Below are 21,773 nucleotides of genomic sequence, written 5' to 3'. Positions count from 1 at the left end.
ATTTTATTTCGTATCGGGTGTATTCAAAGCTTGTTGTAATAGTTGCTTAGCAAAATCCAACTTCCAATTGAAAAGCTGCGGGGCGTGTTGGGCAAGCGGCATCAACAGTTCTATCGCTTCCTTCAAATAAATTTCTGCTTGCTTGGGTTGCTGCCAGTGTAGGTGCGCATAACCAAGTGCGCCTAATGTATTCGCTACATTAGGCAGATACACCGCTGGATTGGTTTTGGCCAGTTCACGACGTATGTTTAAAGCGTGCTTATCCGGTTAACTCCCAAGGTAGCTAGATGTAGTAGTGGGCCGTGATTTTTTTGTATAAAGTTCAGCATACGTCGGCGCAGTGACATCACCAGCAATGCCAAGCAGGGAACGGAATGCGTTGAAAGGGTAGAAACGGCGGTTGAATCGAAACGTGAATTCGTTGAGATAGGCTTGCAGGTGTTGCGGGCTGACGCCGTGGTGAATGCCACGTAACCATGTTTTGAGATTGGAGAACACGAGGTGAATGATGGGCAGAAAAGTTTCGGCAACTTGCATGTCGCCACGTTCCGCAACGGCGGTATGAAGATACCCTCGCTTTTCAAGCGCCGCGTAGCCGCTCCAGTCATCGGTAATGATGGTGGCGCCTGGCGTAACGACGCGCTCAATGAAACCGCCCAACGATTTGGCACTGCGGTCTGGCACCACAGCGAGCCGAACACGTCCGGCGTAACGCCCAGTCCTCCGCTTATTGAGGCTGCCACCGTGCTTGCGCTGTTTAACCTCGACCGCACCGGCGACGAGAACCATGTCGTGAACGCCTCGACCCTTGCCGCGAGTACGTCCTCCGACGTAGGTTTCATCGGCCTCGACGGCATCGAAGGGGTTGCCACCAATCCGATCTTGGTCGGGACGCACCATGCCGACCCGCAGTTTGTGGAGAATCTGGAAAGCAGTCTCATAACGCGACAGCCCGAGTTGCCGCTGGAATTGGGCAGCAGACATACCGGGTGTTTGGCTGGCAACCAAGTAGGCTGCCCAGAACCATACGGAGAGAGGTGTGTGGGTGCGTTCCATGACGGTGCCCGCAGTGAGGCTCGTGTCTCGGTTGCAGTGACGGCACCGACAAACGCTGGGGCGATTGGCGAAGCGATAAGGCTCTCCGAGTGTGCCGCAGTAGTCACAAACGAATCCGTCGCTCCATCGGGCGCGCTCAAGATAGGCCGCGCAGGCCGCTTCGTTCGGGAACAGTCGCTGAAAATCAGGAAGCGAGCGAGGGAACGGCAAATCGTCTCGCTCAAGCACGTCGATAACCATGACCACCTCAGGTTGGCGCAGATGCTCAACATACTACCGGTAGTGGGCTTGGGAGACAACCGGATAAGCACGGTTTAAAGTTTCCTGATAAAGTTTCTCCGCTTCAGTGTACCTGCTACTGTCATCTGCTACCAATATTCCTAGATTATAGAGCGTCATCGCCACATTCGGCAGATACACCGCCGGATTGGTTTTTGCTAGCTCGCGGCGGATGTTTAAAGCTTCGTGGTAGAGCTTTTCGGCTTCATCGCGCCTGCTACTGTCATCTGCTACCAGATTACCCAGATTATTGAGCGTCGTTGCTACATACGGCAGATACACCGCCGGATTGGTTTTTGCTAGCTCGCGGCGGATGTTTAAAGCTTCGTGGTAGAGCTTTTCGGCTTCATCGCGCCTGCTACTGTCAGCTTTAACCAGAACACCCAGATTATTGAGCGTCGTTGCTACATACGGCAGATACACCGCTGGATTGGTTTTTGCTAGCTCGCGGCAGATGTTTAAAGCTTCTTGGTAGAGCTTTTCGACTTCATCGCGCCTGCTACTGTCAGCTTGAACCAGATTACCCAGATTATTGAGCGTCATCGCCACATCCGGCAGATACACCGCTGGATTGGTTTTTGCTAGCTCGCGGCGGATGTTTAAAGCTTCTTGGTAGAGCTTTTCGGCTTCATCGTATCTGCTACTGTCAGCTTGAACCAGAATACCCAGATTATTGAGCGTCATCGCCACATCCGGCAGATACACCGCTGGATTGGTTTTTGCTAGCTCGCGGCAGATGTTTAAAGCTTCTTGGTAGAGCTTTTCGGCTTCATCGCGCCTGCTACTGTCATCTGCTACCAGAATACCCAGATTATTGAGCGTCGTTGCTACATCCGGCAGATACACCGCCGGATTGGATTTGGCTAGTGCACGGTATGTGTTTAAAGCTTCGTGGTAGAGCTTTTCGGCTTCATCGCGCCTGCTACTGTCATCTGCTACTAATAATCCCAGATTATTGAGCGTATTCGCTACATTAGGCAGATACACCGCCGGATTGGATTTGGCCAGTGCATGGTATGTGTTTAAAGCTTCTTGGTAGAGCTTTTCGGCTTCATCGCGCCTGCTACTGTCATCTGCTACTAATAATCCCAGATTATTGAGCGTCATCGCCACATCCGGCAGATACACCGCCGGATTGGCCTTGGCCAGTTCGCGGCGAATATTTAAAGCTTCGTGGTGGTGTTTCTCGGCTTCATTGCGCCTGCTACTGTCGTCTGCTACCAATGCGCCCAGATTATTGAGCGTCGTTGCTACATCCGGCAGATACACCGCTGGATTGGATTTGGCCAGTGCACGGTATGCGTTTAAAGCTTCCTGGTAAAGCGCTTCTGAATCTGAAAATTGATTATTCTCTTGTAAAAAGTGAGCATAAGCAAACAACCGCTCCGGTGTTCTGCCAAGCGCTAACGCCCTTTCAAAATACTGGCGCGTTTGAGGTATGCGCTGTTCATTCAATTGGTAGTCAAACGCAGTAAGTTTGGCTTTTAGAAGGTAATCGGCAGCCAAATCATCCAATTGTGCTTGGTTTTCTTCCTCTTGTTGTTTTAAAAGCTCCTTTTTTCTTAAAAGTGCCTGCATTTCAACATCCATTTCCTTTTCATTCAGAATGTCGCGAGCGGCCTGATAGTCTCTCTGTTCAAAGTATGTTCTAGCTTTTTTGCCTCGATCGCTATTGATCGGCATTGTGTTGATTTCTTCAGCGAGTTTAATGATGCCTTGCGTAAAATTTTCTAGATTCTTTTCAGCTTGCCGAAGTTCCTGAATAAAATCCGGATCTCCTGGAAGCTTTGCGGCATTCCTTTTAGCCATTTCCAGCTTTTCTTTTAGAATTTTATAATCCGCAGTTTGCTGGATGCGTGATTTTGCTTCATCTCGCTCTTGTTGCGTTGCTTCTAACACTTTGATGAGTTGCTCGGTACGTATTGGCAAAGCATAAATACGTTTCTCCAACTGTTCACGTGAGGTAACCGTTTCATAAAGTGCATCAAGCCCGCGGAGCTTTTCGCGGTGTAACCGTTGAAGAGTCTTTTGCGCTTCACCCTCAAGGGAGGGAGCATCGTAAGGAAATCCTTCGTTGCAGATGAAAACATAGACGGGTTTGGCCAATTCCTGCGCAATGTCATATTCCATTTGCGTGTAACTGCGCCGAGGCTCACCCGCTGATCGCTGCTGCGGTTCATGGCCATAGACTTCGCCCGCCACATGAATGACAGCATGGCAATCGGTAATTCGCTTGCGCAGCATGGCATGCACCGAACCTGCCTCAGGTGGAAAATTGGTTTGCTCCACAGGGGTGCAGCCTAAGGTCAACAACACTTCTTTGATGAGTTGTCGGCAGGTTCCGAGATCGCGGGTGGTTGCGCTGATGAAGATTTCCGGGCGTGAAGGGGGCATGTTTTGGGACGTTTGTTTTTATGATCGACAGCAATCAGCGATATTCAATAAAATAAGCCCTAAGATTAGCAGCTTTTCAGGAATTTTTCCGTGAGAAAAATCACACTTAACGGTCAACCCGCCCAGTTTTTTAACCGTATAACTGACGCTTCAACCCGCAACGATTCAGTATGATGGCGCTGATTTCCTCAATAGAAATATGCGTCGTATCCAGATAAGGAATATTACATTGCTGGAACAGCGATTCTTGCCATGAAATTTCTTGCTGGCACTGTGCCAATGACGCATACCGGCTATTGGGGCGGCGTTCTTCGCGGATGAAATGCAATTGTGCCGCGCTCAGCGTTAGTCCGAATATTTTGTTTCTGAAATTTTCCAATACCGTGGGCAGTTGCAAAGCGGACATATCTTCTTCGGTCAACGGATAGTTGGCAGCCGCAATGCCGTATTGCAGCCCTAAATACAGGCAGGTAGGGGTTTTTCCGGAACGGGAGATTCCAATTAAAACAATATCCGCATGATCAAAATTTTTAGGATTGACGCCATCGTCATGCGCCAATACATAATTGATCGCAGCAATCCGCTTGAAATAAGATAAATGGTGTTGTAAGCCATGCGATCGCCCGGCCATACGGGCAAAAGGCAGGTTTAATTCTTGTTCGATAGGATTGATAAAGGTCTCAAAAAAATCAAATACGCGGCAGTTCGTTTGTTTGATGACTTCTAGGATTTCTGGTTTCAGTAAAGTACTAAATACCAAAGGGCGATAACCATCGCGTTCGGTCGCATGATTAATTTGTATCAATACCGCCCGAGCTTTGTCCAGATCGTCCAGAAACGGTACATTAACGGTTTCCCATTCGATGCCATCGAACTGAGTCAGTAAACTGTGTCCCAGTGTTTCCGCCGTGATACCTGTACGATCCGACAAATAAAAAACCGTACGCTTCTGCTTAGTCACGATGCAATTTTGCCAAATCTAACCATGTTTTAACCACGGAATCGGGATTGAGCGACAAGCTGCTGATTTTCTGCTCGAATAACCAGGAAGCAAAATCCGGGTAATCTGAAGGTCCTTGTCCACAAATACCGATATATTTTCCTTGCTGATGACATGCATCGATTGCCATTTTCAGCAGTTTCTTGATGGCCGGATTACGCTCGTCGAACAAATGCGACACCAAACTGGAATCACGGTCGATACCGAGCGTGAGTTGGGTCATGTCATTCGAACCAATAGAAAAGCCGTCGAAATATTGCAGAAATTCTTCTGCCAATACCGCGTTGGAAGGGATTTCGCACATCATGATCAAGCGCAAACCGTTCTTTCCGCGTATCAACCCTTGTGTCGCCAGTAATTGCGTTACTTGCTCGGCTTCTGTCAGTGTGCGGCAAAACGGGATCATGATCTCAACGTTGGTTAGTTTCATGTCATCGCGTACCGTTCGCAAAGCCTGGCATTCGAGCTCGAAGCAATCCCGGAAAGCCGGCGCAAGGTAGCGCGATGCGCCACGAAAACCGATCATCGGATTTTCTTCGTCCGGCTCATAACGGCTGCCAGCAATCAAGTTAGCATACTCATTCGACTTGAAATCGGATGTGCGTACAATCACAGGATGTGGATAGAAAGCGGCTGCTAATGTGGCAATGCCTTCGGTCAGCTTATTCACGTAAAAATTGACCGGATTTGCATATCCCGCGATGCGCTTGCCAATTTCAGTTTTCAACGTATCGGGTAATTGATCAAACTCCAAGAGCGCTTTGGGATGAATGCCGATCATGTTGTTGATGATGAACTCTAATCGGGCAAGCCCAACTCCTTGATTGGGGATGCGGGAGAATGCAAAAGCATGCGACGGATTGCCGATATTCATCATGATCTTTACCGGTAAATCCGGTAATTTGCCGGTGTTGGCGGTAGTGTGCTCGTAACGCAATAATCCAGCATACACGTATCCCACATCCCCTTCGGCACAAGAAACCGTAACCGTGGAATTATCCTGAATACGCACCGTTGCGTCGCCACAACCCACCACCGCGGGAATTCCCATTTCACGTGCAATAATCGCTGCATGACAAGTGCGTCCTCCGCGATTGGTCACTATCGCAGAGGCTCGTTTCATAATAGGCTCCCAGTCCGGGTCGGTCATATCGGTCACTAATACATCGCCGGACTGAATTTCATGCATCTGATCGGTACCCGTGATCAAGCGAGCTGTGCCCTGGCCAATTTTATGGCCTATCGCGCGGCCTTCGACCAGCACGTTTCCTGGGTCATTTAGCTTGAATCGTTCGATGACTTGGCTGGAGCGGCTTTCAACCGTTTCGGGGCGTGCTTGTACGATGTATAACTGTCCATCCATCCCGTCCAAAGCCCATTCAATGTCCATCGGACGGCCATAATGTTGCTCAATAATCATGGCTTGACGCGCCAGCGCTTCCACCTGATTGTCCGATAAAGAAAAACGGGAGCAGCGTTCGGCTTCGACATGACGCGTCAGCGTGAATGTATCATTGATGTTTTTTTTGTCGCCATAGATCATCTCGATGGCTTTGGTGCCGAGCCGCCGGGAGAGAATCGCAGGATGACCTAGTGTCAAATTGCGTTTATAAACATAGAATTCATCGGGATTGACAGTGCCCTGCACAATCGTTTCACCTAAACCATAGGCGGATGTAATAAAAATAGCATCCCGGAATCCGGATTCGGTATCGAGCGTGAACATTACGCCGCTGGCACCCAGGTCGCTGCGCACCATTTTTTGAACGCCAGCCGATAGAAGTACTTTATCGTGTGGAAATTTTTGATGGACGCGATAAGCGATCGCCCGGTCATTATATAGTGATGCAAACACAATTTTGATCGCAGCAATAATTTGATCAATTCCGTGAACATTCAGCAACGTTTCCTGCTGACCGGCAAACGATGCATCTGCCAGATCTTCAGCAGTTGCCGATGAGCGCACCGCAAACGAAATATCATCATGATTGCCGCTATTGGCGACAAGCTCTTCATAGGCTTGTGATATTGCATGAAAAATGGCGTCCGGTAGTGCCGCGTCAAGCACCCAGGAACGGATTGTCTTACCTGTGGTTGTCAGTGCATTGATATCGTCAACATCCAAGGTATCTAATGCACGATTGATGCGATCAATCAGTCCATTATCAACCAGGAATTCCCGATAAGCTTGGGTCGTGGTGGCAAAACCCGTTGGTACATTAACGCCTGCTTGAGAAAGATGACTGATCATTTCTCCCAGCGAAGCATTTTTCCCGCCGACCAAGTCTACGTTTTTCATCGTCAACTGATCAAACCATACAATGTATTTTGACACAAGAAAACTCCTATCAATGAACAATCAACAAATAATGCTTTTATTGTTGGTTATATAAAGATTTAGTTTCGTCGTCTTGAATCATCGCGTGTTTTTCGAAGGCTATTCACACGAATTGATTCCTCTCGCTAATGATAATACGCCAAATCAAACTCGACGGGAGAGATATTGCAGGTAATCCTATTATTGGGCGAATGAATATTGAATATAAATTTTTCATAACTTGATTGATCGCAATTGGCGTATGCGATGAGTTTCTGGCGATAATCAATGCGTAAATATCGATGCATGATTCAAGGATGCCATTGGGATGTAGGTGTCGCGTATCGTCTGGTTTACTGGATATGATGCCAATAGCGTTTGTGTAATGCCCGCCAATGATCGACGCTATGGTGATTGTCAGCGAAACGTATCAAAACGGCACCGTGTATGTCACTGCGGAACGAGGGTATGTTTTCATTGAGATAGCGCATTAAAACATCAGGGTGTGGGTGGCTATAGCGGTTCTGGTATCCAACTGGAAATATCGCAAGCTTTGGATTCACTGTCCGTATAAAAGTTGCTGACGATGATGAATTGCTCCCGTGATGCGGTGCGATCAATACCGTCGCAGGTAATTTCTCAGAAAAATGATTTAACAACGCATGCTCCTCTTTAAAGCCAATATCCGAAGGTAATAATACACTCCCATGAGAGCTGGTTATTTTTAGCACGCAACTTCGATCATTCGTTTTACCAGTTACTTTGTTGTAAGCCGTAATAGATGGATGCAGCCATTCGAACTGGACGTTATCCCATTCCCAAATAGTTCCATTGCTGCATCGTGCATGATCGGGGAATTGTTGTTGCAGTGGGTGCCCAATCTCTAACGATGATGTTATTGCTTTAACGTCGATTGCTTTGATCACTGACAAAACACCGCCACTATGGTCGGAATCAGCATGCGATATGACCAGTGTATCGAGCTGATGAATGCCTTCTCCGCGTAGATAAGGAACGATAATTCGGCTACCGCTATCAGCTTCACCGAAATTGGGACCCGTATCGAACAATAAATTATGATTTGCGGTGCGTACCACTACCGATAATCCCTGTCCGACATCCAGTACGGTTAACCATAGTTCCCCATTACGAGGCTTGGATGGGGGTGTTGTAAAGAGTGGTAATAGTGCGATTAGTCCCAACCATCGCGCAGGAAAGCCATTGAACCAATAGAGCCCTATACTTCCCGGCAGTAGCATCCAGATTATTCCGATCATTGCAACAAATATTGCCCAAAGCGGCGGCATATACTGCTGCCACATGACATCAGGAATATCGCTTAGCCATTGTATCAATGTCATACCGAAAGACAATACAGCGTGTGCTAACGGTAGCAGAATTTGATCGAGTAAGGGGAGCGTTGAGAGCAGCGTCAGCGGAATGACCACTAAGCTCATAAAAGGAATGGCAATCAGATTCGCCAGTGGAGAAACCAATGAAAATTGTTGAAACAATCCTAATAACAATGGCATCAAACCTAATGTAATAGCCCATTGAATACGAAACCATTGCTTCCATCCTTGAATAGCATCTAGTCGATTTACTGTAATCCATAAAATTATGGCGATTGCTCCGAACGACAACCAGAAGCTTGTTGATTGGATTGCCCAAGGATCCCATAACACGACCAAAAACAATGCCCATAGCAATACTGTCACCGGCGAAATCATGTGACCACGCCAGACGGCAACAGCTACTGCAAAAAGCATCCAGAAAGCACGTTGTGCCGGAATTGCGAAACCCGACAGCAACACATAGCCTAAAGCTACCAGTAAGCCACCAGCAATGGCTGCTTTACGTGCTGGGAGATACAATGATAAATAAGTATTTCTGCGCCATAAAGCCAGCATCAGTGCAAAAGTTAAACCTGAAACCAGCGTGACATGTAATCCTGAAATCGCCATCAAATGAACGGTGCCTGTACGAGTCAACGCTTCCCACTGATCTCGCGCGATTACAGATTGATCGCCGGTTGCCAATGTTTGCAAAATACCGACATAAGGGCTATTAGGCAGTCGTTCTTCAAATCGTTGTTGTATTGCTTCTCGCAAGTGTTCAATCCAGTACTTTGGGTGATGAACGATTGATTGTAGTAATTTATTAAATGTTGAGGAGCGAACATAGCCGGTTGCACGAATATTGTGTTCCAGTGCCCAAGCTTCATAATCATATCCATGTGGGTTTGCATTGCCATGTGGTTGTTTGACGCGAATAGTGAGTTGCCAGCGTTGTCCTGCTTTTAGTTGCGACAATGTGACGATATCGGATGGTGACTCTTGGTGTGCATACCAAGACAACGAGATATGTTTTGGAACGTATGCGCCTTCAGTGAGAGTATGCTCTATATCAAATTTGAAACGCACGGAATGCGTGTGTCGTTGCGGCAAGCTTGCGATGACACCAATGACTTGTATGTCTTTGCGCTCCCATTCGGCAGGTAACGAATCTGCTAGACGCCAATGAGCGTAGCTTGTTGCCCAAAAAAAGCCTAAGGCGAAAAAAATAAACCATAGCATTACTTGCTTGAGGCGTATTAAAGCAGCCGATTCATTAGAATATTGCCATAAGCCAATGCACAATAATGTGACTGGCAATAAAATCCAAAGCCACTGTAATGATAGTAGTTCTGCTTGTAGCTGAAGCAATCCAGCCCCTAAAACAAAAGCTAAAAGTTTATTGCGCGTTAACACCAATCGCTACCTGAAGGTATGGAGAATTAAAGCATCATAAGCGCGATCATGTCTTATTGGAATTGAACAAAAGGTCTATTGTTTTCGAACGCTATATTTGCGTGGTAACGATTATCTAATAAAAGTCCTTAGTTTCTTATGAAGCGCTACAAACCAATACTCAATCCTGGAATGCCAATACGTTGAATGTGAATGGCATTATTACCTTCTTCATATGCAAGTAATTTGCCTTTTTTATCCCAAATACGAAATGCCAGAGAATAAGCAAGAACTCGGATAGGATAATCACGCGGTAGCGTTTGCAAATACGGTTGTATCGTGATGAAGTCGGTGGCTCCGTATTGTTGCATGATAAACCGTAATCCTCCGTTTGCAGGGCCGATGTTATAGGCCAGTAGTCCCAGAAACAGGTCGTTATTCATTTCTGCCAAGTAATGTTTGAATGTGGCGGCAGCGACAAAAGCATTGTGGCGATCATTTTTCAAATTAATTTTTTCTAAGCCGAGACCTTTTTGGGCTTCTGCAATAACTGGAGTTGGAATTCTGGTAATTTGAAACAATCCTTTGCCACCGTCGTTGCTGTTACGTGGAATAAAAGATGATTCCGTCGCGGCAATGCCGCGTAACAGATTGACATCAATGTTAAAAGAACGAGCCGCTTCTTCAATTGCCCGTCGGAATTCTTGTGAACGATCAATCATTTTTTGTAATTGTGCTGAATCATGCCGGCGGTAAGCTGCATACACTTGATGCGAAATCGTTATGCGTCCTACTTCTGCCTTGCCGCCAACCAATGTGCGAAAATGACCGTAAGCTAATGTAACTTGATCATGCGTTATCAACCAGGAAACCATCAGCATTAATGCCAACGATAGAGTCGGGCTGAGAAATTCCGAGTGCTGGTTAAGCCATTTTTTTAATTTCCACCAACCGACCAGAAAAATACTTGCTGTCACGATTAAGCCTAATATACCGACTGCAAACGGTAATAGGTTGTTCCAAAAGCTAGTACCCGAGAGGCGACTGGCGGAGTGGCCAAGCAGCATGATAATGGCAAAAATAGCGGTGACGCTCAAGCTGATCATTTCGATGATAGTTAGCCATATTTTCTTTTTTAGCCCAATGGGTTGTATTTTTTGGTTTCTTTTTCTCGGATGATCGTTTTTGTAATCGCTATGATTGTTTCGTATGGTTGCGACACGCCTACGCTTTGGCTTTGGTTTGGTATTTTGGGGGGTATGCGGCAGTGTTGTTTTATCCATTGGAATAAGTATCTAGGATACTGTTGAATTCATCAATGCAATCTGTGGGTATGGGGTTACTACAATTCAACGGGGTCTACATCCAATATCCAACGGATCTTTTGAGCGGGTACCATGCTAAGCTGCTTTTGCCATTGGAGCAAAAAAATCTGCAACTGCCTACGTGAAGAGGACTGTACCAGGAGATGACCGCGCTCCATACCTTTCAAACGCAGCATCTGTGCAGGAACTGGATCGAATAGCTCGATTGACTCATGGTCTTTGGCAAGTTTTGCAGCAGTGCTTAAGAAATCTATAACTGTCTCAATACGATGTGCTTCGGCTCGTAATATTGCTTGATGCGTATAGGGAGGAAAGCCAGCGATTTTTCGCTCCATGAGTAAACTTTTAGCCAAAGCATCAAAATTTTGTCTTTGCAGTGCTTGATATAACGGGTGATCGGGGAATTCTGTTTGAATCAAGACTTGTCCTTTGTTATTGGAACGCCCGGCCCGACCGGAAATTTGCATGAGTTGCGCAAATAGTCGCTCGCTGGCACGGAAATCGGTACTGTAGAGCGAATTATCCGAATTTAAAATCCCTATTAGTGATAGATTCGGAAAATCATGCCCTTTAGCCAGAATTTGAGTGCCAACCAAGATATCGATTTCCTGTTTGTGGATTTTTTGTAGAATGGAACGCCATGCATCTTTGCGGCGAATACTGTCGCGGTCAATACGCAAGATACGTGCGTTTGGGAAGTAAGTGCTCAATGCTTCAGTCACGCGCTGTGTGCCCTGCCCAAACGGTGTGAGGTCTTGATTACCGCATTCAGGACAGTGGATTGGTAGGTGCTCTTGATGGCCGCAATAGTGGCAACGCAAATCTTTGTCTTGCAGATGAACAACCAAACGGCTGGAGCAACGTGCACAGGTTGCTGCCCAAGTACAGGATTTACACAGCAGGGTTGGTGCATAACCGCGGCGGTTGATAAAAATAATGCTTTGTTGCTGTTCGGATAAATTGGTCCGTAGTGCTTGCAGCAAAGGCTGCGATAACCCGTTGAATGTTTTGTGAGTTCGCGTATCGATGGTTTGAATGGTTGGTAGTGTGGCGTTTTTGATAGCGCGAGCAGTCAATTGAATGACGCGGTAACGTCCGGTAATAGCACTGTGATAACTTTCCAGTGAAGGCGTGGCGGAACCCAAAATTACCGGAACACTCATCTGTTTGCCGCGGAATATCGCTAAATCGCGCGCGGAATAACGCAACCCGTCTTGTTGCTTGAATGAGTGATCGTGTTCCTCATCGACGATAATAAGCCCCAAATTCGGTAGTGGTGTAAAGATAGCAAGCCTTGTTCCCAATACAATTTTCGCTTCGCCGGATTGTGCTTGTAGCCAACCTTGTAAGCGTTCCGTATCATTAATTCCGCTGTGTAAGCTGATTAGATTTGTGCATGGAAATCGATTGTGAAAGATGGTTTCGAGTTGCGGTGTTAAGTTGATTTCCGGTACAAGCACCAAAACTTGTTTATCATGCATCAACATGGCAGCGATTAAACGTAGATAAATCTCGGTTTTACCGCTCCCGGTAATGCCGTGTAAAAGACTGACATGAAAGTGATTCTGGGCAGATAATATCGTGTTGACTGCGTGATTTTGTTCTACTGTAAGCGTTGGGATGCTGCTGTCGGTTACTGTGTTATCTCGTTCAGAATGGTGGGTATCTGCGCCGATCCATCCTAATTCTAGCCATTGTTGAATGAGTTGCTTGATGCGCGAAGAATCTTCTTTAAATACTTCACCGGGTATCGAATCGACTTGTTGAAAACGGACAAGTAAGCTGCGTGCAATTCGTTGACGCTTCGGAATACTGGATAAGGCGATTTGCTTTCCGACATCGGTTAAACTTAATTGTGTATCGCGCCATGTTGCAGAACGATCTTTTTGCTGCTTAATGGGCTTGGTGGTACGCAAAGCGGCAGGAAGTCCATTTATGATAACCATTCCGATCGGATGATGGTAATACTGACTACAAAAAGCGAATAAATCCAGAAGTTCTTTCGGTAATGGCCTGCTATCAGTGAAAATATCTCGAATTGCTTTGAGTTTCTCAGGAGAAACCTTTGTATCGGCAGTCACTTCCATGATAATGCCTGCGAGTTGTCTTTTTCCGAAAGGTACGCTAACGCGCAACCCTATGTTTTCTTGACTTGCACGTTCTGCATAATAGTCGAACAGTGTGTTGACAGGAACATTAAGTGCGACCCGGACAATGGGCATAAGATTAATGGATATTCAGTTTCAATCGGATTAGTGTTTTTAAGGGGGTTGATTACTAGCTTGGAACTTGGAATCGATTGTTACAGATTGTGCATTGGGTGCTCCAGAATTGAATAATTTCAAGAAACAACGCAGCGAGTAAATTCCAAATAACGATATTGGTATGATGGCGCAATCAGGCAATCGGTGAAGTAATTGTAATGTCATCGGTACTCAAAGCATTCACCCACTAAAAGTTGATCAATTTTTAGTGGGTGACGAGCGATATTGTATGACTATTTGGAATATTTTAATGAGAAACTCTATAGAGTGTTATAGCATCCTCTCCAGGTTTGCTCAGCTTTGCAGTGCTTCCATCGGATTGAATAACCAGATCGACGGCCGTATCCAGATCTGAAAAACCGGCGCATCCATTCGTGTTATACGTAAAACTGGTCAGATTGAGTTTACTTGCTCCTTTATTGTAAGCATAAGAAGAAAACTCAATGCCCGGTTTTGCGCATTTTTGCTGCTCGGCTTTTTGTGTTTCACCGGTCGGGTCAATCATCATGAATTTTCCGTTCGGGAAAAATATCAATGTCGGTGTTTTGATGGTTTCCTTGTCATAAGCCCAAGCACCGACGATTCCGGAAGCATCATTATCCATTTTGGCAAAGCGCGTTTCTTTAATTTCTTTTTCTGCTACTTCTTCTTCATTGCTGAGTTGGATCGGTTTTGCAATGTGAAAGAGCTCACCAAAAACACTGGTTTTTTCACGCGCTCTTTGTACGGTCACAATATCGGAGTGGATTAACTCAGAACCGTCAGTACGCATCCGGCGCGTTGGGCCAGGATTGGAAAGTCCGCCTTTTAAATTGGTGTCTACTGAGGGTTTACTGATTAATTTAAATCCTCGATTATCAAAATCGGTTGCTTCTGCGATACCGTATTCAACACCGGATTGGAAAATAGTTTTTCCGCCGCACACGCGATTTTCATCGCAGGAGTCATCCACTCTTGCGTCACCGTGTAAATATTCTCCGCTACCATCGCCCGCTACACGTAAAACACTCGCGTTTTGATTATCGAAGCTGACCCAAATTTGCGCATTCAATAAGGCCACACCTTGTGATAAGAAATGTTTGCGCGCTTCATCAGGAGATCTTACGCTTCCAGTGATGTTGCTTGCTTCCATGATACTTTGCAATTGCGCAGTTTCAGCAAAGGTTGTTGGATCGCTGTCTAAATTGATCTTGTTGCTGACTGCGTTGGCTGTTTCTTGTGATATCGATATGCCGTTGGTAAGATCGCTATCAGAGTCTAATGACTGCAATAAAACAAGTAGATTTTGTAATTTATTATCGCTGTCTCCGGCGAGTTCGATTGGCGTGACGATCAATGAACCTGGGATATTACCCAGAGTCAAATTGCCGAGTTTGAATTCAATTTTGTCGCCATGATTAAAATTGAACTGACCTTTGTCGTCGGTTACGCCTGATTTCCCAGATGACGCACTATAGGAAATGCCCGAAACAGGAGAATCGATTAAAATACCGGTCGCTGGACCTGTTTGTGTGGTTCTTTTAACCGAAGCAGTGGCATTGGAATTGGATGACGAGGTAGCATCCTGGTTTTTTTCACCCCCTCCATCACAAGCGGTTAAACTAGCGATTAATGCAGCAGGTAGAACAGTTAGCCAGGAAAGTTTTGTTAATGAGTGAATAGATTTCATTCAGATGCTCTCTTTTGGGTTAAATTAAATAATTCAGTTTTGTACAATTGTTTTTTTGAATTGTTTCGGGTATTTGTGAACACTGATATTTTACTATCAAGATTGTTATTATAACCAAGCAATCTATTTTCTTTTGTATTAGTCCTATTATGGGCTGTTTTTATTCAATTTTGGAGGTGGTTAAAGGTTTTATATGTCTAATATGGCTGAGATCTCACGGTTGTCAGAAATGACAACACAGCTTCCCATCGAATGGTATTTGAATCCCGAAATTCTCGAAATAGAAAAACGTATTTTGTTTGATCAAGGGCCTGGTTATGTGGGCCATGAAGTAATGGTGCCCAATATTGGGGATTACTACGTACCTGAATGGACGAATGACGCCAAAGTATTGGTGCGAAACAATCATGGCGTCGAATTACTCTCTAATGTTTGTCGTCATCGACAAGCGCTTTTACTTAAGGGGAGAAGCAACACAAAAAGCATTGTATGTCCTATTCACCGATGGACATATGCTTTAGATGGCAAATTACTTGGTGCGCCGCATTTTGAACGTAACCCTTGCTTGAATCTGGATAAAACGCCTTTAAAGAATTGGAATGGATTGCTATTCAATGGCAAACGCGACATATCCAGAGACATGGAAAAACTGAGTGTACTAAAAGCTTTTGATTTTTCTGGCTATGTTCTAGATCGTGTACAAACAAATCACTATGCGTGTAATTGGAAAACTTTTATTGAAGTATATTTGGAAGATTATCACGTAGAACCGTTTCACCCAGGCTTGAATGGATTTGTTGATACGCATCGATTGAATTGGGAATTTGGCGAATGGTATAGCGTACAAACGGTGGCGATCGATCGTGCGCGTTTCCAAAAGCCTGGTAGTGCGGTTTATGCTAAATGGCATGACCAAGTATTGCAGTATACGGCAGGCGAGTTACCTTCGCATGGTGCGGTATGGTTACTTTATTATCCGAATATTATGGTGGAATGGTATCCATATACCTTGGTAATTAGCTCGATATGGCCTACCGATGCGGAAAATTGCAGAAACACCGTGGAATTTTATTATCCGGAAGAAATTGCACTATTTGAGCGTGATTTTGTCGAAGCGGAGCAGGCAGCCTATCAAGAAACGGCTTTGGAAGATGACGAGATTTGTAAGATGATGACTGCAGGGCGTCGTGCTTTATTCGAGCAAGGCATCAATGAAATTGGACCCTATCAAATTCCCATGGAAGAGGGGTTAGAACAATTTCATCGATTCTTACGACAGAAGATGCAACGCTACGTGTGATTATTCTTTATTTTTTTACGGATTTGAGGGAATGATTAATTGAGTTCGCTATGGATGTTATTAGCTGCATTCTTGTTTGCTTGCATGAGTGTATTGGTTAAACTGGGCGCAATACATTTTTCCAGTATTGAGCTTGTATTTTATCGCTCTCTGTTTGGCGTATGGGTTACCTATGCCATTATTCGTTCGCATGGTTTTTCTGTCATGACACCGCATTGGCGTATTCATTGTTGGCGTGGTGTAACAGGTTTAATCAGCCTGCTTATGTTTTTTTATTGCTTAACACAGCTTCCATTGGGAACAGCAGTTTCGTTGAATTACACTTGGCCGTTATTTGTGGCTTTGTTTTCCACGCTAATCTTAAAAGAGCACCTTCAATGGTCGCTGGTTTTTGCTATTTTACTTGGTTTTATGGGCGTGATCGTTTTGTTACGGCCAGCATTGCCTGAAGATCAATGGTTTGCAGGTTTGATTGGAATTGCTTCGGGCTTCTTTGCTGCATTAGCCTATGTGAATGTGAAACAACTCGGAAATCTAGGTGAATCCGAATGGCACGTAGTATTTTACTTTACCTTGATATCTACCTTAGGTACCGGTGCATGGTTGTTGTTGACTACATTTAGTATGATAACTTGGCATGGATTACTGGTAATATTGGGTATTGGGATCACTGCAACACTTGCGCAAATAGCAATGACCCGTGCTTTTCATAAAGGTGTTACGTTGGTTGTGACCTCTCTCGGTTACAGTACGGTGCTATTTGCAAGCTTATGGGATCTCTTTCTTTGGGATCAAGCGGTGACACCCATTGCTTGGCTAGGAATTGCCTTGATCGTACTCGGCGGATCGATGGGAGGTATCTTGGGTTCTCGGAATATTTCAGTATCGCTATCTAAATAATATTTAAATATCTTTTGCTATGGATGGATTGGTTTTTGCCAGAGTATTGCATGTTCTGGGAGTAGTTGTCTGGATAGGGGGCGTTGCCATGGTGACGCTTGTTTTGCTGCCATCTTTATCGCAAATGCAATCGCCAATTGAAGCGATGGGGATTTTTAAGCGTATCAGACGACGCTTTGCTGCACACGCACGTTACGCAACATTATTGGTTGGCTTAAGTGGTCTCTACATGACTTATGTACTCAATGCATGGGAGCGATTCACGCAATGGCAGTATTGGTGGATGCATCTGATGGTATTGATCTGGTTGTTTTTTAGTGTGATGTTATTCATCATGGAACCGCGTAGTCGTCGAAATCAATCAACTAATTCTGGCGAAAAAAATATCACTTCAGAAACATTCGATAACATTCAGCGCAAACATCTTTTTTTGTTGTTATTGAGTTTCCTGACGATTGCCGGTGCAGTGGCTGGTAGTCATGGTTGGTTGATTTTCGGGCGCTAATCAACATGAGTTATCTATTGTTAAAGATGATCCATGTCAGCAGCGCCGTAATCAGCTACTCGCTATTTTTTTTGCGTGGCATTTGGTTGATGCAGGATTCAAATAACTTGCGGCAGCGCTGGGTTAAAATTTTACCGCATGTTATTGATACTATTTTGCTTGCCAGTGCTATTGCATTGGCCATACTCATTCAGCAGGACCCGCTGAATAATGCTTGGTTGACTGCAAAAGTGATTGGCTTACTGATCTATATTTTTCTAGGGATGATTGCAATACGATTCGGTCAAACAAAAAAAACACGTATTGCAGCATGGATCGGAGCCCAATGTGTTTTTATTTATATAGTATTGGTTGCGTTGAATAAAGATCCACTGCTAGGGTTAGTGTAAGTTGTAAGGTTACTGTGTTTGTTCTTGCACTATGGGCTTAGTCGATCCTTGCGATTTGCTTTTTCAAAAAGCAAATGCTAGCCAAGCACAGGAAATTTGTGATTTGGTTAACTTGGCTTATCGCGGTGAACAAGGGTGGACCAATGAGTCATCTATTATTCGAGGGAATAGAACAACCCTTCAAGAAATAGAATTAACCTTGATGGAACCGAATACACATTTTTTTGCGATTAATCAGTTGCAACGATTAATCGCATGCGCTCATATAAGAAAGCACATAAACGCTGTTGCTTACCTGGGTTTTTTCTCCGTTCATCCTAATTTTCAAGGACAAGGACTAGGGAAATATATTTTGGATCGAGTTGAAGCTTTTGCTGCAGATCAAATGCAAGTACACAAGCTTGTGATGTTTGTCGTATCGCAAAGACCAGAATTGATCGCATTTTATCGCCGAAGGGGTTATTACCCAACAGGTAAAATTGACTTGTGTCCGGTAAATTTGGGCATCCCGAAAGTTTCCGGATTAACAATTACGTATTTTGAGAAGAAGCTAACCTAACGAATGTCTTTTTTGTAAAGTATCAGAGCTTGCATGGTGTGAGAAATTAGAAAGGTATAGCTATCCAATTTTCATATCGCTTTGATATTATTTACCTATATCTCTTTATCGTGTGTTCTCATGCCCGTGACGATATGATGATTGATTCATACAAAATAGGGCAGTAACACTTTTAGTTTTCATTTCGATATTTCAAATATAGCAAATATAGTTTAGGAAGCGATATACTTCACGGTTTTTCCAGCTTTTACGAATATATCGCCCCTTATTTCTATGAATAATTATCTTTTTACCTCTGAGTCGGTCTCAGAAGGTCATCCTGACAAGGTTGCAGACCAAATTTCTGATGCTGTCCTAGATGCAATTTTGATGCAAGATAAGAATGCCCGAGTGGCATGTGAAACGTTGTGTAGCACGGGCTTAATCGTGTTGTCGGGAGAAATCACGACACACGCATCAGTTGATTACAATATTATTGCGCGCGAAACAATTAAGAATATTGGCTATACCAGTTCAAATGTTGGCTTTGATTCGACTACGTGTGCAGTTTTAACAGCCTTCAATAAACAATCTCCGGATATTGCACAAGGTGTCGATCGTTCTAAAGAGGAAGAGATGGATCAAGGTGCTGGTGACCAGGGCCTAATGTTTGGTTTCGCTTGTGATGAAACACCACAATTCATGCCAATGCCGATTTTTTATGCGCACCGTCTTGTTGAGCGGCAAGCGGAATTAAGGAAAAATGGTCGTCTATCGTGGTTACGCCCGGATGCAAAATCGCAGGTTTCTATTCGTTACCAGAATGGCAAGCCGAAGTGTATTGAAACGATTGTGATTTCAACACAGCATGATCCTGAAATTGCTTATCAAGATTTAAAGTCCGCTGTGATTGAGGAAATCATTAAACCGGTATTGCCAGAAGAAATGATCGGTTCTGACATTCAATATTTGGTTAATCCAACTGGTCGTTTTGTGGTGGGTGGGCCAATGGGGGATTGCGGGTTAACAGGGCGCAAGATCATCGTTGATAGTTATGGTGGTAGTGCACCTCATGGTGGGGGTGCATTTTCTGGAAAAGATCCTTCTAAGGTAGATCGCTCTGCAACCTATGCCGGACGCTATGTTGCAAAAAATATCGTTGCTGCGGGCATTGCCAATAAATGCCAGATACAAGTTGCGTATGCGATAGGCGTTGCAAAACCAGTTTCATTAATGGTAAATACTTTCGGAACTGGTAAGATCGATGATGAAAAAATAATACAGCTGATCGAAAAGCATTTTGATTTGCGCCCACGTGGAATTATCCATGAGCTTGATTTGTTACGTCCTATTTACACAAAAACAGCCGCTTATGGACACTTTGGTCGTGATGATGATGACTTTACATGGGAACGTATCGACAAAGCAGAACAGCTCCGCGCAGATGCGGGGTTGTAAGCTCCGATTGTTTTTATCAATTTATCGAGGTTATATTTAGTGCAATAACCCCTGAAGTTTTTCTGACATATCAAGGAGCGCTGCAACGGTTTTTCTCGTGAGGCTTGGTATCGAAGATATCGTTACAACGGCGCTCGTTCATATTGTTAAGGAGATTAATTATGAACGCTGTGCTCAATCCTGAGGTTGGTTCATTTATTGACTATAAAGTTGCCGATATATCCCTGGCTGAGTGGGGGCGTAAAGAAATAGCGATTGCAGAAACTGAGATGCCTGGTTTGATGGCATTACGTGCTGAATACGCTGATCAAAAACCGCTGACTGGCGCGCGTATTGCCGGTTCTTTACATATGACTATTCAAACAGCGGTACTTATTGAGACGCTTGTGGTGCTTGGCGCGCAAGTGCGCTGGGCTTCCTGTAATATTTTTTCTACGCAAGATCATGCCGCTGCTGCGATTGCAGCAAAAGGTATCCCTGTTTTTGCTTATAAGGGTGAGTCGCTAAAAGATTATTGGGATTATGCGCACCGCATTTTTGAATGGGGGGGGGGTGGACAGACTGAAGGTGCCAATATGATCTTGGATGATGGGGGTGATGCTACTTTATTGTTGATTCTTGGTGCCCGAGCTGAAAAAAATCCGACTCTCATTGATCATCCTACTAATGAAGAAGAAACTGCGTTATTTGCATCGATAAAAAGCAAATTGACTTCTGATCGCCATTGGTATTCGCGAAATCTGGCCAGAATTCGTGGCGTAACTGAAGAAACGACAACCGGCGTGCATCGTTTATACGAAATGCAAAAAAATGGCGAACTTCCCTTTCCTGCATTTAATGTCAATGATTCTGTTACAAAATCTAAATTCGATAATCTCTATGGCTGTAGAGAATCTTTGGTTGATGGTATCAAACGAGCTACCGATGTAATGATTGCAGGAAAAATTGCTGTCGTATGCGGGTATGGAGATGTCGGTAAGGGTTGTGCGCAATCATTACGCGGTTTAGGTGCAACAGTTTGGATTACCGAAATTGATCCGATTTGCGCTTTGCAGGCCGCTATGGAAGGGTATCGCGTTGTTACTATGGATAGCGCTTGTGAGCAAGCCGATATCTTTGTTACGGCAACCGGTAATTTGCGCGTGATCACCCATGATCACATGCTAAAAATGAAAGATCAGGCGATTGTTTGTAATATAGGTCATTTTGACTCAGAGATCGATATCGCTTCGATTCAAAAATATTCGTGGGAAAATATCAAGCCTCAAGTTGATCATGTGTTGTTTCCTACCGGTCGCCGTATTATTGTTTTAGCGCAAGGTCGCCTGGTTAATTTAGGTTGTGCAACGGGACATCCGTCTTTTGTGATGTCAAGTTCATTCACTAATCAAGTATTGGCGCAAATGGAGTTGTGGCAAAACGGCGCGAAATATGAGAAAAGTGTGTATGTGTTACCTAAATCCTTAGATGAAAAAGTTGCACGCTTGCACCTTGGGAAGCTTGGTGCAAAGCTAACCGAACTCACAGATGAACAATCCAAGTATCTCGGATTGGATAAAAACGGGCCCTATAAGCCAGCAATGTATCGTTATTGATAATTTCGTACTTGTCATTTTGTTACATTGATGATTATGCGAGTTAATTTAAGGC

General features: G+C 44.6%; 16 protein-coding genes and 1 riboswitch. Of the genes, 7 read left to right on the top strand and 9 right to left on the bottom strand.

What is annotated here, in order from left to right; translation table 11 throughout:
• Positions 1 to 3: 3 nt before the first annotated feature.
• The 9 genes from W03_RS07295 to W03_RS07255 all read right to left on the bottom strand — a co-directional run bounded on the left by W03_RS07295 (position 4) and on the right by W03_RS07255 (position 15,033).
• A complete protein-coding gene (locus tag W03_RS07295) occupies positions 4 to 213 on the bottom strand; it encodes a hypothetical protein (protein WP_244072345.1) in 210 nt (69 codons plus the stop codon).
• A 54-nt stretch (positions 214 to 267) separates the two neighbouring features.
• Positions 268 to 1,296, bottom strand: coding sequence for an IS1595 family transposase (locus W03_RS07290; protein WP_244070736.1), 1,029 nt, complete (start codon positions 1,294 to 1,296; stop codon positions 268 to 270).
• 33 nt (positions 1,297 to 1,329) lie between these two features.
• A complete protein-coding gene (locus W03_RS07285) occupies positions 1,330 to 3,729 on the bottom strand; it encodes a tetratricopeptide repeat protein (RefSeq protein WP_244072344.1) in 2,400 nt (799 codons plus the stop codon).
• Positions 3,730 to 3,859: 130 nt separating this feature from the next.
• Complete coding sequence (locus W03_RS07280) at positions 3,860 to 4,690, bottom strand: pyruvate, water dikinase regulatory protein (RefSeq protein WP_244072343.1); 831 nt, start codon at positions 4,688 to 4,690, stop codon at positions 3,860 to 3,862.
• Positions 4,683 to 7,064, bottom strand: a complete 2,382-nt coding sequence (gene ppsA / locus W03_RS07275) for a phosphoenolpyruvate synthase (protein ID WP_244072342.1) — start codon at positions 7,062 to 7,064, stop codon at positions 4,683 to 4,685. The genes W03_RS07280 and ppsA overlap by 8 nt, the downstream gene beginning before the upstream one ends.
• Before the next feature lie 335 nt (positions 7,065 to 7,399).
• Positions 7,400 to 9,796 carry a DNA internalization-related competence protein ComEC/Rec2 gene (locus W03_RS07270; protein ID WP_244072341.1) on the bottom strand — a complete coding sequence of 799 codons (2,397 nt, stop codon included), beginning with the start codon at positions 9,794 to 9,796 and terminating at the stop codon, positions 7,400 to 7,402.
• A gap of 146 nt (positions 9,797 to 9,942) precedes the next feature.
• Positions 9,943 to 11,058 carry a transglycosylase SLT domain-containing protein gene (locus tag W03_RS07265; RefSeq protein WP_244072340.1) on the bottom strand — a complete coding sequence of 372 codons (1,116 nt, stop codon included), beginning with the start codon at positions 11,056 to 11,058 and terminating at the stop codon, positions 9,943 to 9,945.
• A 59-nt stretch (positions 11,059 to 11,117) separates the two neighbouring features.
• A complete protein-coding gene (locus tag W03_RS07260) occupies positions 11,118 to 13,322 on the bottom strand; it encodes a primosomal protein N' (protein ID WP_244072339.1) in 2,205 nt (734 codons plus the stop codon).
• A 289-nt stretch (positions 13,323 to 13,611) separates the two neighbouring features.
• On the bottom strand, positions 13,612 to 15,033 hold the full coding sequence (locus W03_RS07255) for an adhesin (protein WP_244072338.1): 1,422 nt from the start codon (positions 15,031 to 15,033) through the stop codon (positions 13,612 to 13,614).
• 193 nt (positions 15,034 to 15,226) lie between these two features.
• Here W03_RS07255 and W03_RS07250 point away from each other — a divergent pair, with 193 nt between their 5' ends.
• From W03_RS07250 to ahcY, 7 genes are all read left to right on the top strand, one after another.
• The gene (locus W03_RS07250; RefSeq protein ID WP_244072337.1) at positions 15,227 to 16,333 is read left to right on the top strand and encodes an aromatic ring-hydroxylating dioxygenase subunit alpha; all 1,107 of its coding nucleotides are present in this window, start codon (positions 15,227 to 15,229) and stop codon (positions 16,331 to 16,333) included.
• Between the two features lie 39 nt (positions 16,334 to 16,372).
• The gene (locus W03_RS07245) at positions 16,373 to 17,233 is read left to right on the top strand and encodes a DMT family transporter (RefSeq protein WP_244072336.1); all 861 of its coding nucleotides are present in this window, start codon (positions 16,373 to 16,375) and stop codon (positions 17,231 to 17,233) included.
• 19 nt (positions 17,234 to 17,252) lie between these two features.
• Positions 17,253 to 17,738 carry a hypothetical protein gene (locus tag W03_RS07240; RefSeq protein ID WP_244072335.1) on the top strand — a complete coding sequence of 162 codons (486 nt, stop codon included), beginning with the start codon at positions 17,253 to 17,255 and terminating at the stop codon, positions 17,736 to 17,738.
• A 5-nt stretch (positions 17,739 to 17,743) separates the two neighbouring features.
• Positions 17,744 to 18,127 (top strand): SirB2 family protein, encoded by a 384-nt coding sequence (locus W03_RS07235; protein WP_244072334.1) that lies wholly within the window; start codon positions 17,744 to 17,746, stop codon positions 18,125 to 18,127.
• 55 nt (positions 18,128 to 18,182) lie between these two features.
• On the top strand, positions 18,183 to 18,686 hold the full coding sequence (locus tag W03_RS07230) for a GNAT family N-acetyltransferase (RefSeq protein ID WP_244072333.1): 504 nt from the start codon (positions 18,183 to 18,185) through the stop codon (positions 18,684 to 18,686).
• 273 nt (positions 18,687 to 18,959) lie between these two features.
• Entirely contained in the window at positions 18,960 to 20,123 is a 1,164-nt protein-coding gene (gene metK / locus W03_RS07225; protein ID WP_244072332.1) for a methionine adenosyltransferase, read from the top strand.
• A 66-nt stretch (positions 20,124 to 20,189) separates the two neighbouring features.
• Positions 20,190 to 20,266: riboswitch (S-adenosyl-L-homocysteine riboswitch) on the top strand.
• 18 nt (positions 20,267 to 20,284) lie between these two features.
• Complete coding sequence (gene ahcY, locus W03_RS07220; RefSeq protein ID WP_244072331.1) at positions 20,285 to 21,718, top strand: adenosylhomocysteinase; 1,434 nt, start codon at positions 20,285 to 20,287, stop codon at positions 21,716 to 21,718.
• Positions 21,719 to 21,773 lie beyond the last annotated feature (55 nt).

It is taken from the genome of Nitrosomonas sp. PY1, from assembly GCF_022836435.1.
Classification (GTDB): Bacteria; Pseudomonadota; Gammaproteobacteria; order Burkholderiales; family Nitrosomonadaceae; genus Nitrosomonas.
This window is presented reverse-complemented; position numbering and strand designations above follow the sequence as displayed.

Coding starts and splice junctions, on each gene's coding strand:
- W03_RS07265 (WP_244072340.1), bottom strand. CDS start 11,058: ATGGATAAAACAACACTGCCGCATACCCCCCAAAATACCAAACCAAAG.
- W03_RS07250 (WP_244072337.1), top strand. CDS start 15,227: ATGTCTAATATGGCTGAGATCTCACGGTTGTCAGAAATGACAACACAG.
- W03_RS07260 (WP_244072339.1), bottom strand. CDS start 13,322: ATGCCCATTGTCCGGGTCGCACTTAATGTTCCTGTCAACACACTGTTC.
- W03_RS07240 (WP_244072335.1), top strand. CDS start 17,253: ATGGATGGATTGGTTTTTGCCAGAGTATTGCATGTTCTGGGAGTAGTT.
- W03_RS07285 (WP_244072344.1), bottom strand. CDS start 3,729: ATGCCCCCTTCACGCCCGGAAATCTTCATCAGCGCAACCACCCGCGAT.
- ahcY (WP_244072331.1), top strand. CDS start 20,285: ATGAACGCTGTGCTCAATCCTGAGGTTGGTTCATTTATTGACTATAAA.
- W03_RS07235 (WP_244072334.1), top strand. CDS start 17,744: ATGAGTTATCTATTGTTAAAGATGATCCATGTCAGCAGCGCCGTAATC.
- W03_RS07290 (WP_244070736.1), bottom strand. CDS start 1,296: ATGGTTATCGACGTGCTTGAGCGAGACGATTTGCCGTTCCCTCGCTCG.
- metK (WP_244072332.1), top strand. CDS start 18,960: ATGAATAATTATCTTTTTACCTCTGAGTCGGTCTCAGAAGGTCATCCT.
- W03_RS07255 (WP_244072338.1), bottom strand. CDS start 15,033: ATGAAATCTATTCACTCATTAACAAAACTTTCCTGGCTAACTGTTCTA.